The sequence below is a fragment of the Agromyces larvae genome, from assembly GCF_022811705.1.
Classification (GTDB): Bacteria; Actinomycetota; Actinomycetes; order Actinomycetales; family Microbacteriaceae; genus Agromyces; species Agromyces larvae.
Window position 1 is genome coordinate 585885 of record NZ_CP094528.1, and the last position, 12418, is coordinate 598302.

13 protein-coding genes are annotated in these 12418 nt (G+C 71.3%); 7 read left to right on the plus strand and 6 right to left on the minus strand.

Annotated features, from left to right (window positions below):
• Positions 1 to 58 precede the first annotated feature (58 nt).
• Positions 59 to 1066 (plus strand): EamA family transporter, encoded by a 1008-nt coding sequence (locus MTO99_RS02635; RefSeq protein WP_243556723.1) that lies wholly within the window; start codon positions 59 to 61, stop codon positions 1064 to 1066.
• A complete protein-coding gene (locus MTO99_RS02640) occupies positions 1063 to 1674 on the plus strand; it encodes a hypothetical protein (RefSeq protein WP_243556725.1) in 612 nt (203 codons plus the stop codon). Before MTO99_RS02635 ends, MTO99_RS02640 begins: the two co-directional genes overlap by 4 nt.
• Positions 1675 to 1740: 66 nt before the next feature.
• Here the strand turns inward: MTO99_RS02640 and trxA are convergent, their stop codons facing one another.
• Positions 1741 to 2124 carry a thioredoxin gene (gene trxA, locus MTO99_RS02645; protein ID WP_243556727.1) on the minus strand — a complete coding sequence of 128 codons (384 nt, stop codon included), beginning with the start codon at positions 2122 to 2124 and terminating at the stop codon, positions 1741 to 1743.
• Between the two features lie 216 nt (positions 2125 to 2340).
• Here trxA and MTO99_RS02650 point away from each other — a divergent pair, with 216 nt between their 5' ends.
• Positions 2341 to 3186 (plus strand): alpha/beta fold hydrolase, encoded by an 846-nt coding sequence (locus MTO99_RS02650; protein WP_243558903.1) that lies wholly within the window; start codon positions 2341 to 2343, stop codon positions 3184 to 3186.
• Positions 3187 to 3198: 12 nt separating this feature from the next.
• Here MTO99_RS02650 and MTO99_RS02655 read toward each other — a convergent pair whose 3' ends face one another.
• Positions 3199 to 4002 carry a glycosyltransferase family 2 protein gene (locus MTO99_RS02655; RefSeq protein WP_243556728.1) on the minus strand — a complete coding sequence of 268 codons (804 nt, stop codon included), beginning with the start codon at positions 4000 to 4002 and terminating at the stop codon, positions 3199 to 3201.
• 138 nt (positions 4003 to 4140) lie between these two features.
• Here MTO99_RS02655 and MTO99_RS02660 point away from each other — a divergent pair, with 138 nt between their 5' ends.
• Positions 4141 to 5364: an LLM class flavin-dependent oxidoreductase gene (locus tag MTO99_RS02660; protein WP_243556730.1), complete on the plus strand. Its 1224-nt coding sequence runs from the start codon at positions 4141 to 4143 to the stop codon at positions 5362 to 5364.
• An 8-nt stretch (positions 5365 to 5372) separates the two neighbouring features.
• A complete protein-coding gene (locus MTO99_RS02665) occupies positions 5373 to 6017 on the plus strand; it encodes an FMN reductase (RefSeq protein ID WP_243558905.1) in 645 nt (214 codons plus the stop codon).
• Between the two features lie 12 nt (positions 6018 to 6029).
• On the opposite strand, the gene MTO99_RS02670 is transcribed toward MTO99_RS02665, so the two are convergent.
• Together MTO99_RS02670 and MTO99_RS02675 are read right to left on the minus strand one after the other, a co-directional pair.
• The gene (locus tag MTO99_RS02670; protein WP_243556732.1) at positions 6030 to 7232 is read right to left on the minus strand and encodes an oxygenase MpaB family protein; all 1203 of its coding nucleotides are present in this window, start codon (positions 7230 to 7232) and stop codon (positions 6030 to 6032) included.
• Between the two features lie 248 nt (positions 7233 to 7480).
• Positions 7481 to 7681, minus strand: a complete 201-nt coding sequence (locus MTO99_RS02675) for a dodecin family protein (protein ID WP_243556735.1) — start codon at positions 7679 to 7681, stop codon at positions 7481 to 7483.
• Between the two features lie 350 nt (positions 7682 to 8031).
• Here MTO99_RS02675 and MTO99_RS02680 point away from each other — a divergent pair, with 350 nt between their 5' ends.
• Complete coding sequence (locus MTO99_RS02680; protein ID WP_243556737.1) at positions 8032 to 10335, plus strand: polyribonucleotide nucleotidyltransferase; 2304 nt, start codon at positions 8032 to 8034, stop codon at positions 10333 to 10335.
• Positions 10336 to 10405: 70 nt separating this feature from the next.
• On the opposite strand, the gene MTO99_RS02685 is transcribed toward MTO99_RS02680, so the two are convergent.
• Together MTO99_RS02685 and MTO99_RS02690 are read right to left on the minus strand one after the other, a co-directional pair.
• Entirely contained in the window at positions 10406 to 10618 is a 213-nt protein-coding gene (locus tag MTO99_RS02685) for a hypothetical protein (RefSeq protein ID WP_243556738.1), read from the minus strand.
• Positions 10615 to 11328, minus strand: a complete 714-nt coding sequence (locus tag MTO99_RS02690) for an ArsR/SmtB family transcription factor (protein ID WP_243556740.1) — start codon at positions 11326 to 11328, stop codon at positions 10615 to 10617. The genes MTO99_RS02685 and MTO99_RS02690 overlap by 4 nt, the downstream gene beginning before the upstream one ends.
• A 149-nt stretch (positions 11329 to 11477) precedes the next feature.
• Here MTO99_RS02690 and MTO99_RS02695 point away from each other — a divergent pair, with 149 nt between their 5' ends.
• Entirely contained in the window at positions 11478 to 12416 is a 939-nt protein-coding gene (locus tag MTO99_RS02695; protein ID WP_243556742.1) for an ABC transporter ATP-binding protein, read from the plus strand.
• Positions 12417 to 12418: the final 2 nt, after the last annotated feature.

Sequence of the window (12418 nt, forward strand, 5' to 3'; positions counted from 1 at the left end):
GCATAACCAAGTTCGCCCATGACGGCGGGCGGGAAGCGACGAAGCTGTGGAAGACCGGATGCGCGCATCGCGCGGAGTGCTCGGCATCCTGCTCGGGCTCGGTGCCGGACTCGCCTTCGGCGCCGGCGGTGCGATCGTGAAACCGCTGTTCGAAGCGGGCTGGAGTCCCGGCGCCGCGGTGTTCGCCCGCATCGTCGTCGGCGCCGCCCTGCTCGTCGTGCCCGGCCTGATCGCCCTGCGCTTCGACCTGCGCCCGCTCTGGCAGGCGAAATGGACCGTGCTGCTCTACGCCCTCGTCGCCGTCGCCGGCGTGCAGCTCGCGTTCTACGCGTCGCTCGAACGCATCCCGGTATCGATGGCGCTGCTCATCGAATACCTCGCGCCCGTCGCGCTCGTGCTGTTCGCCTGGCTGCGCACCCGCCGCGTGCCGCAGCGCATCGTGCTCGCCGGGTCGCTGCTGTCGATCGTCGGACTGGTGCTCGTGATCGGCCCCGGCGGCGGGCCGATGGACCCGCTCGGCGTCACGTTCGCGTTCATCGCGATGATCGGCGTCTGCGTCTACTACGCGATCGGCGAGCGCGCCGGCGACCGGCTGCCGCCGATCGCGCTCGCGGCGGCCGGGTTCGTGATCGGCGGCATCGCCCTCGGCATCGCCGGGGCGACCGGTCTGCTGCCGATGCGCGCGACCTTCGGCGAGGTCGACTTCCTCGGCGGCACGGCCCCCTGGTTCGTGCCCCTGCTCGTCGTCGGCGCCGTCTCGACGGCGTTCGCCTACGTGGCCGGCATCGCCGCCATCGGCATGCTCGGCGCCCGGCTGGCCGCCTTCCTGGGGCTGAGCGAGGTGATCTTCGCGGGCGTCGTCGGGTGGATCCTGCTCGGCGAGGCGCTCGGCCCGCTGCAGCTGGTCGGCGGGGCGTTCATCCTCGCGGGCATCGTGTGCGTGCGGCTCGAACGGCGCGCCCCCGACCCGGCCGCACTCGCGCTCGACGTCGACCTGGTGCCGACCGCAGCCGCAGCCGCATCCGCAGCCGCACCCGCATCCGCACCGCGTAGCGTTGAGGGGTGACCCTGCCGCGCTCCAAGCCGCTGCTCCTCTGGGAGCCGTTTCCGTACCTCGTGCTCATCGTGCTGCTCATCGCGACCGGCTTCGTCCGCCCGAGCTCGCCGCCGTGGCTGCTGTGGCCGCTCATGGCGCTCATCGCGGCATCCCTCGCCTGGATCGTCGTGGCGGTCGCGCTCGAGCGTCGCCGTCGCAACCCCGACCAGTGGGGCGACTTCAACTCGCTCGACGGAGTCGAGCTCATCGACGCGCAGCCGGCCGAGCGGTCGGTGCGCGCGGTCGCGCCCGTCGCCGACACCGAGCGTCACCGACGAGCGATCGACCTCGCGCGCCTGAACGGCGGCCCCGAGCAGCAGGCCGTGCTCGTGCCGCGCGCCAGCCGGTGGCTGTCCATGCGGTACCGGGTCGGCGTGCAGCTCACCGGGGGCGGGCAGCCGCGGCACGCCGGCTTCCTCCGCGCCGACGCGCAGGAGCGCTGGGGAACGCTGCTCGACGGCCTGCGCACGCGCGGCGCGTACGTGCGCGTCCCGGCGTTCATCACCGGCACCGACGGCCGGTTCGGCGTCGAGCTCGACGTGAGCGGCCTCGAAGCGCTGGAGCGCGGCCAGGACTGACCCGGCCGCCACGCGGCCCGCAGGCCCGGTGCCGGCGTGCCGGCCCCCGCCCGGCCGGCGCTCAGATCACGCGGTCTGCGCCGATTCGGCGGCCTCCTCGGCCGCCAGCTGCGCCCGGACCTCGTCCATGTCGAGCGCGCGCACCTGGGCGATGAGATCGTCGAGCATCGCGCGCGGCAGGGCGCCCGCCTGTGCGAACACGCCGATGCCGCCCTTGAAGGCCATGATCGTCGGGATCGAGGTGATGTTCATGGCCGCCGCGAGCTGCTGCTCGGCGTCGGTGTCGACCTTCGCGAACACGAGGTCGGGGTTCGCCTCGCTCGCCGCCTCGAAGTGGGGCGCGAACTGTCGGCAGGGCCCGCACCAGGCGGCCCAGAAGTCGACGAACACGGTGCCGCCCTCGAGGATCGTCTGCTCGAAGGTGTCCAGGGTCAGGGGAACGGTGGCCATCCGCACAGCCTACGGCGGGTTCCCGTGAGCACGCCTCGTGTTCGCTGTGGGCGACCCGGCGGGCGGGCTATCGTGAGAGCCGTGACGGGAGTGGACGATCGACGCGGTGCGTTCCGACGGCGGGCGGGCGACGGGACCTTCCGCGCCACGCCCGCGGGCGTCGTCGGTCCGCCGCCGGCCGGGTGGCAGGCCGACGCCGAAACGCTCGACGCCGCGATCCCCGACCTCGACTGGCGGCGGTTGCCCGACGGCGCGGAGCGGCGCGTGTTCGCCGCCCCGAGCGGTCCGCTCGCGCACATCGCGATGGGTCCGGCCGACGGGCAGCGGGTCGTGCTCATCCCGGGCGCCACGGGCTCCAAAGAGGACTTCGTGCTCATGCTGCCGCTGCTCGCGGACGCGGGCTACCGGGTCGAGTCGTTCGACCTCGCAGGGCAGTACGAATCGAGCGAGGCCGGCCCCTGGCGGCTCGACCCGCCCCGCGAGCGCTACGACGAGCGGCTGTTCCTCGACGACGTGCTCGCCGTGCTCGACGCAGGGTCCGGCGGCGCCCACGTGCTCGGCTACAGCTTCGCCGGAACGATCGCGCAGCTCGCGCTGGTGGCCCGACCCGACCGGTTCGCCAGTCTCGCGCTGCTGAGCTGCCCGCCCGAGGTCGGTCAGGCGTTCCGCACCGTGAAGCGCATCGGCCCGCTCTCGACGCTGACGAATGCGCGCCAGGGTTCGGCGCTCATGCGCTGGGGCATCCGCAACAACCTGAACCGGGTGCCGCCCGGCCGCATCGCCTTCGTGCGGGAGCGGTTCGCGCTCACGCGGCGCGAGAGCGTCGACGACATCATCGGGCTCATGATGGCCACCCCCGACGTGCGCGCCGACGTCGCCGCGGCCGGGGTGCCCAAGCTGGTCGCGGTCGGCGAGCACGACCTCTGGCCGCTCGAACGCCACGAGGCCTTCGCACGCGAGATCGGCGCCGACGTCGCCGTCTACGCCACCGGGCATTCGCCCTGCGAGACCGCCCCGCACCAGCTCGTCCGCGATCTGCTCGCGCTGTACGCGCGCGCCTGACGCTGCGGCCGCTCAGGCGAAGCGGTGCCCCTCGGCCTCGGGATCGGCCGCGGTCGCCGCTTCGTCGTCGGCGACGGGCGGTCGGGCGGGCTGACCCGAGCGGCGGTCGTCGAGCCGCTCGAGCGGCGGCCACGCGCGCACCTCCACGGCGAGGGTGTGGAAGGCCATCCGGATGCGACGGCTGAACCCGGGCCAGTGGTCGAACGGCCGGGCCGACACGCCGACGAGCAGCGTCTTGTCGTACACGACCGTCATGCCGGGCTGCATCCACCAGGCGAGGTCGAAGTCGTCGTGCAGGTCGGGCCGGTCGCGGTGCACGATGGTGCGCAGCCGTGTCCAGGCGTCGGCGCGCAGCGCGTAGTTGGAGCCGAAGATCGGCGGATGCCCGAGCAGCAGCCCGATGAACCAGAAGTAGCCGGCGATGTAGACGTGCCGCCCGGCCCACCGGGTGAATCGCCCGCCGCCGTAGAACTCGCCGGGCCCGGTGAGCACGGTGGGGCGGTCGGCGGCGGCCATGCGGCGCTCGACGCGTTCGACCCAGTCGGGCGGCGGCACCGAGTCGGCGTCGAGTCGGGCGATCAGGTCGCCGGATGCCGCGTCGAATCCGGCGGCGGTCGCCGGCCAGATGCCGCGCAGCGGCTCGCGCACGAGCGTCGCCCCGGCGGCGAGCGCGATCGCGGCCGAGTCGTCGGTCGAGCCGTTGTCGACGACGATGACCTCGTCGGCGGGGCGGGTCTGCGCGGCGAGCGCGTCGAGGCACGCGGCGAGGAACGCCGCGTCGTCCAGACACGGGATCACCACCGAGATCTTCGCCATCATCTGGGAGTCTAGAGCGATGCGGGCCGTCGCCGGACGAAGCATCCGGGATCGCGGAATAAACGTGACGTTCCTGCGTTCTATGCAAATGCATCGAATAGGAACCGACCACGCAGGACAGCTCAGGAGGACGTCATGATGCAATTCGGGATCTTCACCGTCAGCGACATCACCCAGGATCCGACGACCGGCCGCACTCCGAGCGAGGCCGAGCGCATCCAGGCGACCGTGACCATCGCCAAGCACGCCGAAGCGGTCGGCCTCGACGTCTTCGCGCTCGGCGAGCACCACAACCCGCCCTTCTGGTCGTCGTCGCCGACCACGACCCTCGCGTACATCGCCGGGCAGACCGAGCGACTCCAGCTGTCGACCGCCACCACGCTCATCACCACGAACGACCCGGTGAAGATCGCCGAGGACTACGCGATGCTCCAGCACGTGTCGGGCGGGCGCGTCGACCTCATGATCGGCCGCGGCAACACCGGGCCGGTCTACCCCTGGTTCGGCAAGGACATCCGCCAGGGGCTGCCGATCGCCGTGGAGAGCTACGAACTGCTGCACCGGCTCTGGCGCGAGGACGTCGTCGACTGGGAGGGCCGGTTCCGCACGCCGCTCCAGGGCTTCACCGCGACGCCGCGCCCGCTCGACGGGGTGCCGCCGTTCGTCTGGCACGGCTCGATCCGCACGCCCGAGATCGCCGAGCAGGCCGCCTACTACGGCGACGGCTTCTTCGCGAACCACATCTTCTGGCCCGCCTCGCACACCCAGCGCATGATCGCCCTCTACCGCCAGCGCTACGAGCACCACGGCCACGGCACCGCGGACCAGGCGATCGTCGGCCTCGGCGGCCAGGTCTTCATGCGCAAGAACTCGCAGGACGCGGTGCGCGACTTCCGCCCGTACTTCGACAACGCGCCGGTGTACGGCCACGGCCCGAGCCTCGAGGAGTTCACGCAGCAGACGCCGCTCACCGTCGGCAGTCCGCAGGAGGTCATCGACCGCACGCTCGGGTTCCGCGACTACGTCGGCGACTACCAGCGGCAGCTGTTCCTCGTCGACCACGCCGGGCTGCCGTTGAAGACGGTGCTCGAGCAGCTCGACCTGCTCGGCGAGGAGGTCGTCCCGGTGCTGCGGCGCGAGTTCGCGAAGAACCGGCCCGAGCAGGTTCCGGATGCCCCGACGCACGCCTCGCTCGTGCGGGCGGCCTACGGCGACGGCGAGCCGCGCCAGGCGACCCCGAACGCGAACCGCGGCGACAACCTGACCATCGGTTCGCCGTACCAGGACCCGGGCGCCACGCGCCGCGAGACCGCCGCGACCAGCACCGGCTCGGCCTTCGGCCCCGCCGCCACCCGGAAGTGAGCACCGACATGACCACCGAGACATCCGCCGCCAAGCGCATCGTCGTCGTCTCGTCGGGGCTGTCGACGCCCAGCTCCACCCGACAGCTGGCCGACCGCCTGGCCGGCGACGCCGTCGCCCAGCTCCGCGAGCGCGGGCACGACGTCGACGTGCAGGTGTTCGAGCTGCGCGACCTCGCGCACGACATCGCGAACCACCTGCTGCTCGGCTTCGCGCCGCCCAAGCTCGAGGCCGCCCTCGACGCGGTCGCGAAGGCCGACGGGCTGATCGCCGTGACGCCGATCTTCACGACCAGCTATGCCGGGCTGTTCAAGTCGTTCATCGACGTGATCGACCCGCAGGCCCTCACCGACCTGCCCGTGCTGATCGGCGCGACCGGCGGCACGCCGCGGCACTCGCTCGCGATCGACTACGCGATCCGGCCCCTGTTCACGTACCTGCACGCCGTCCCGGTGACCACCGGCGTCTTCGCCGCGACCAGCGACTGGGGCGACGGCGGCGACGGGGTGCGGTCGCTGCCCGAGCGCATCTTCCGCGGCGCGAAGGAGTTCGCCGACCTCGTCGAGCGCACCGACCGCAGCGACCTCGTCACGGACCCGTTCGCCCTCGACCGGCCGATGGGGCACCTGATCGGCGGGCTCGCGGGGGAGTGAACCCCGCTCGCCTCAGGTGCCCGGGCGGTTGATGTCGGGGATCGTGATCGGCGTCGTCGTGCCCGAGCTGCCCTGGTTCAGGAACGCCATCGCGAGCGCCCGCACGAACTGGTCGAACATGTAGAAGGTCAGCGGCGCGAACGGGATGAGCCCCTCCCGGAACTTGATGTACGTCGGCCATCCCGCCGTGATCACCGCCTTCGACGCGTAGTCGCGCTTCAGCCCCAGCCAGTCGCCCACCTCGTCGCCGAGCTGGTACCGCACGAACTCGTTCAGGAATCCCCGGGTGACCCCGAGGTCGACCTGCGCGGTGAGGCCGAGCAGCACCTCGGCGAGGGCCTGGCCCTCCTCGGTCCACGCGAGCTTCGGGGTGAGGATCTCGGCTGCCTGCGCGTGCGCGGCGTCCCAGGTCGCGGGGATGTACTCGTCGCGCACGCCGAGGAAGTGCAGCGCCACCTGCCACGAGTGCAGGAACGCGTCCTCGTCGGCGGCGGACATGGGCACCTTCCACTCCTTGAGCTTGCGGTGCGCGAAGGTGCCGGTGGAGTGGAAGGTGACCAGGATGTCCTGGTTGCTGATGGGGATCGTCTCGTCGGCGACCGCCTTCCAGTGCGGCGACTGCGGCAGCAGGTGCCGCACCGCGGCGTGCACCATGCGGGTCTTGTTCGCCGTCACCCGGAACTCGCCCGTCTGCTCGAACGCGTTGATGTCGCTCAGGTCGTAGCCGAAGGAGAACGTCTTCGCCGCTCGGTCCTGCATGTCGGCGCCGCCCTTCGACCAGTACACCGACTTCGCCTCGCGGGGGATGACGGTCGACATGATGCCGCCGCCGAGGCCGTAGATGAGGAAGAGGTAGGTGTCCTTGCGGCGGTTGAAGTCGGCGGCCCGGCGGAGCTTCGACATGTCCGCCCACGCCGGCATCTTCGTCGACTCCTGCAGGAACGCGTCGAGCTCGGGCGGCAGCCCCTGCGGCACCGGCTGCCAGTTGTTCACCCAGGAGCCGATCGCGGAGTTCACGGCCGGCACCTGGCCGTTGTCGATCACCGACGCCATGATGCGGTCGATGTCGTCGTCCCAGACCCACTGGGGGTCGACGCCGGAGCCGCCGCCCACGACGGATCGGGCGGGCGACCACGACCAGGCCGCTCCGCCGGGTGCGAGGACTCCGCCGAGGCCGAGCGCGGCCCCCAGGGTCAGGACGGTTCGTCGGTTCATCTCAGCCACGTGCACACCTGCTTCTCGAGGGCGGACGAACTCGCAGCGGCAGCGCCATCGTTCCCGGCTGTCCATGCGCAGTCCATCCTGCGTATGTGATCTGCCGTTAACTTAGTGACCTGTTCGGGGTGCATGCAAGGCCCAGATCGAAGCGGTGCCATGCGTATTCCGATTCACCTGCATGTTCGCGCACACGGCGGGCGAGACATCCGACCGGATGCCTCGCCCGCCGTGTGCGACGACCGCGCCTACTCGAGCACGAAGGTGACCTCGAGCGTGACCTGCCAGGCCCGGATGACGCCGTCCCGGATCTCGACCGTCTGGTCCTTGACCCAGGCGCCGCTCACGTTGCGCAGCGTCTCGCTCGCGCGTTCGATGCCCTCGCGGATCGCTCCCTCGAAGCTCTCCGCCGAGCGGGCGGTGATCGTGGTGACTCGTGCGACGGACATGCCGCACCTCCTCGACTCCTCGAATCGTCGGTTTCACCGCCATGATGCGGCGGCCGATCGGCCGCCGCAACGGGGTTGACGGCACCGCGACCGGTGCGTTTCCGGGCCCGGCTGCTAGGATCGACGTGGCGTCCGGGTTCTCCGGGCGTCGCACGGAGCAGGCCGGCAGGAAGCTGGTCCCCTGTGGTGGATCACCAATCGCACCCACGAACGCGGCCGCGAATGGTGGACTTCTACTGGTGGCCAGCACGAGCGAGGCATCCTGTCCCGCTCATCCTGCCTGTTTCCCCTGCTCCTCTGTAGGAGTCGTACCCGCTCGGGCGCGACGTTAAACAAAGGAGAGAGACCTCTTGGAAGGTCCTGAGATCACGTTCGCCGAAACCGTCATCGACAATGGTCGGTTCGGCACCCGCACCATCCGATTCGAGACCGGTCGGCTCGCCCAGCAGGCGCAGGGTTCCGCCGTCGCGTACATCGACGAGGAGACCATGCTGCTGAGCGCGACGAGCGTCTCGAAGCAGCCGAAGGAGCAGTTCGACTTCTTCCCCCTGACCATCGACGTCGAAGAGCGCATGTACGCCGCGGGCCGCATCCCCGGTTCGTTCTTCCGTCGCGAGGGCCGCCCCTCGACCGAGGCGATCCTCACCTGCCGCCTCATCGACCGCCCGCTGCGTCCCTCGTTCGTCGAGGGCCTGCGCAACGAGGTGCAGGTCGTCGTCACCGTGCTCGCGATCGAGCCCGACGAGCTCTACGACGTGCTCGCCATCAACGCCGCGTCGCTCTCGACGCAGCTGTCGGGCCTGCCCTTCTCGGGCCCCGTCGCCGGTGTGCGCGTCGCGCTGATCCCGACCGAGCACGGCGGCGGCCAGTGGGTCGCGTTCCCGAAGCACTCGCAGCTCGAGGAGGCCGTGTTCAGCATGGTCGTCGCCGGCCGCGTGGTCACCGAGGCCGACGGCTCGCAGGACGTCGCGATCATGATGATCGAGGCCGAGGCCACCGACAACGCCTGGAACCTGATCCAGGCCGGCGCGGTCAAGCCGAACGAAGAGGTCATCGCGCAGGGCATCGAGGCATCCAAGCCCTTCATCAAGCAGCTCGTCGAGGCGCAGCAGCAGGTCGCGGCCACCGCGGCCAAGCCGACCGCCGAGTACCCGACGTTCCCGCCGTACCAGCCGTCGACGTACGACGCCGTCGCCGAGCTCGCCACCGAGGAGCTGAAGGGCATCTACCAGATCGCCGGCAAGGTCGAGCGGCAGGACGCCGACGACGCGCTGAAGGCGCGCGTCAAGGAGGCCATCGCCCAGAAGGTCGAGGCGGGCGAGCTGCCCGAGTCGGCCATCGGCGAGGTGTCGGCCGCCTACAAGTCGGTCACCAAGCTCGTGGTGCGCTCGCGCGTGCTGAGCGAGGGCGTGCGCATCGACGGCCGCGGCCTGGCCGACATCCGTCCGCTCGACGCCGAGGTCCAGGTCGTGCCCCGCGTGCACGGCTCGGCCATCTTCCAGCGCGGCGAGACGCAGATCCTCGGTGTCACGACGCTCAACATGCTGAAGCTCGAGCAGCAGATCGACTCGCTGAGCCCGGTCACCAAGAAGCGCTACATGCACAACTACAACTTCCCGCCGTACTCGACGGGTGAGACGGGTCGTGTGGGTTCGCCCAAGCGCCGCGAGATCGGCCACGGCGCGCTCGCCGAGCGCGCGCTCGTGCCGGTGCTGCCGAGCCGCGACGAGTTCCCGTACGCGATCCGCCAGGTGTCCGAGGCGCTCGGCTCGAACGGCTCGACGTCGATGGGTTCGGTCTGCGCGTCCACGCTGTCGCTGCTGAACGCCGGCGTGCCGCTGAAGGCGCCGGTCGCGGGCATCGCGATGGGCCTCATCTCCGACACGGTCGACGGCGAGACCCGCTACGCGGCGCTCACCGACATCCTGGGCGCGGAGGACGCGCTCGGCGACATGGACTTCAAGGTCGCCGGAACCAGCGAGTTCGTCACCGCGATCCAGCTCGACACGAAGCTCGACGGCATCCCCGCCTCGGTGCTCGCCGGCGCGCTGACGCAGGCGAAGGACGCGCGCACCACGATCCTCCAGGTGCTGAACGCCGCGATCGACGGCCCCGACGAGATGGCCCCGACCGCGCCGCGCGTGATCAGCGTCCAGATCCCGGTCGACAAGATCGGCGAGCTGATCGGCCCGAAGGGCAAGACGATCAACTCGATCCAGGACGAGACCGGCGCCGAGATCTCCATCGAGGAGGACGGCACCGTCTACATCGGCGCGACCGACGGCCCCTCGGCCGAGGCCGCCCGCGCCCGCGTGAACGCGATCGCCAACCCGACCAACCCCGAGGTCGGCGAGCAGTTCCTCGGCACGGTCGTGAAGATCGCGACGTTCGGCGCGTTCGTCTCGCTGCTGCCCGGCAAGGACGGCCTGCTGCACATCAGCGAGGTGCGCAAGCTCGCCGGCGGCAAGCGCGTCGAGAACGTCGAGGACGTGCTGGGCGTCGGCCAGAAGATCCTCGTCGAGATCACGAAGATCGACGACCGCGGCAAGCTCTCGCTCGCCCCGGTGGTCGCCGACCCGGCCGACACCGAGGCCCGCGAGGCCACCGGCGAGCACGCCGAGGCTCCCGCCGAGGGCGCCGACATCGACGCCTGATCCGGTCGATCCGCAACGCACGGATGCCCCGCCCGAACTCGTTCGGGCGGGGCATCCGTCGTCCTGGGGCTCAGAAGCCCGTGTGCGCGGCGCTGCGCAGCAGCGCATCGCGTTCGGCGAGCGCCGCTTCGGCGACCGCGCGCGCCTCGATGCGGTCGAGCAGGCGGTCGCGGTCGGTGCGGCGCGACGCGCGGCGGATGCCCCAGGTCGCGAGGCCCAGCCCGCTGCGGACGGCCCACCCGGCGACGACGCCGGAGCCGGGGTTCAAGGGAACGGTGGTCATGACGACTCCTCCTCGGATGTCTCGGATGTCTCGGATGTCTCGGATGTCTCGGATGTCTCGGATGTCTCGGATGCTCCGGTCGGCGTGCCGCGCACCAGCGGGAACGCGTTGATGTGGAGCTGCACGGGTCGCGCGCCCGGCGAGGGCGTGCGCTTGTAGGCGTGGTGGTACTTCATGATCACGACGTCGAGGTCGGCCACGAGGGCGGCCAGCTGCGCGGCCGTGAGGCGCAGGTTCACGGTGTCGCTCGTGGCGATGTCGAGCCACTCGTCGTCGAACACCTGGTCGCCCTCGGTGAGGAACTCGCGGAAGTTCTGCTCGCGCGCGCGGAACCACTCGTCTTCGACCAGCTTCACCGCGAGTCGGTCGGCGCTGCCGGGCGGCAGCGACCGCGCGTCGGGGATCGCGACCGAACCCGGCGTGCGCTCCCACCAGCGCTCGCGCCCCTTGCCGCGGGTGGTGTCCTCGCGCACGAGGCCGGCCTTCTCGAGCTGGCGGAGGTGGTAGCTCGTCGACCCGCTCGACTCGCCGAGCCGCTCGCCGAGGCCGCTCGCGGTGAGCGGCCCGTACGCCGAGAGCTCGTCGTAGATGCGCACCCGCAGGGGGTGCGCGAGGGACTTCAGGCTCGCGATGGGCAGGACGTGGTCGACGCCGGGATGCCGCGTGCTGCTGGGCTGGGCCTGGATCTCGTCATCGGCGTGCTCGGACATGGTGCAAAGATATTGTTGCAAAGAAGTGTTTGCAAGGGTTTCTTTGCAAGGCGATCCGGATGTCTCGCCTCCCCGCCGTGACAGATGTCACGGGCAGGTCGTGACGGGGGGCGGAGGAGCCGGGCCGGCCGCCTCGACACCATGGAGACATGGACAACGCACCCCTCGCTTCCGGCGGCCGGACGGCCGCACCCACGAGCCCGCTGCTCGCGGTCGACGCCCGCGGCATCACCAAGCGATTCGGTTCGGTCGCCGCCGTCGGCGGCGTCGACCTGCAGATCGCCCCCGGCGAGATCGTCGCCTTCCTCGGGCCGAACGGCGCCGGCAAGTCGACCACGATCGATCTGCTGCTGGGCCTCGCCAAGCCCGACTCGGGCAGCGTCACCGTCTTCGGCCGATCGCCGCGCGCGGCGATCGCGCAGGGCTTCGTCTCGGCGGTGCTCCAGACCGGGGGCCTGCTGCGCGACCTCACCGTGCGCGAGACCGTCGAGCTCACCGCCAGCGTGTTCGCCGACGCGCGGCCGGTCGACGAGGTGCTCGAGCGCGCCGGCATCGGCGAGATCGGCGACCGCCCGGTGGGCAAGTGCTCGGGCGGCCAGCAGCAGCGACTGCGGTTCGCGATGGCGCTGCTCAGCGACCCCGGCCTGCTCATCCTCGACGAGCCCACCACCGGCATGGACGTCGAGGGCCGGCGCGACTTCTGGGGCGCCATCCGGGCCGACGCGGCCCGCGGCCGAACCGTGCTCTTCGCGACCCACTACCTCGACGAGGCCGACGCCTACGCCGACCGCATCGTGCTGCTGCGCCAGGGCCGTATCGTCGCCGACGGCACCGCCGCCGAGATCCGCAACCTGGCCGCGGGCCGCGTCGTGCACGTCACCATCCCCGGCACCGACCAGGTCGCGCTCGCCGGACTGCCGGGCGTCGAACGCGTCGAGGCGCAGGGCGAGCGGTACGCGATCACCACCCAGGACTCCGACACGCTCGCCCGCGCACTGCTCACCACCACCCCCGCCCGTGATCTCGAGATCACCGGCCAGAACCTCGAGAACGCGTTCCTCGCGCTCACCTCGGAAGGACGGCACTGACC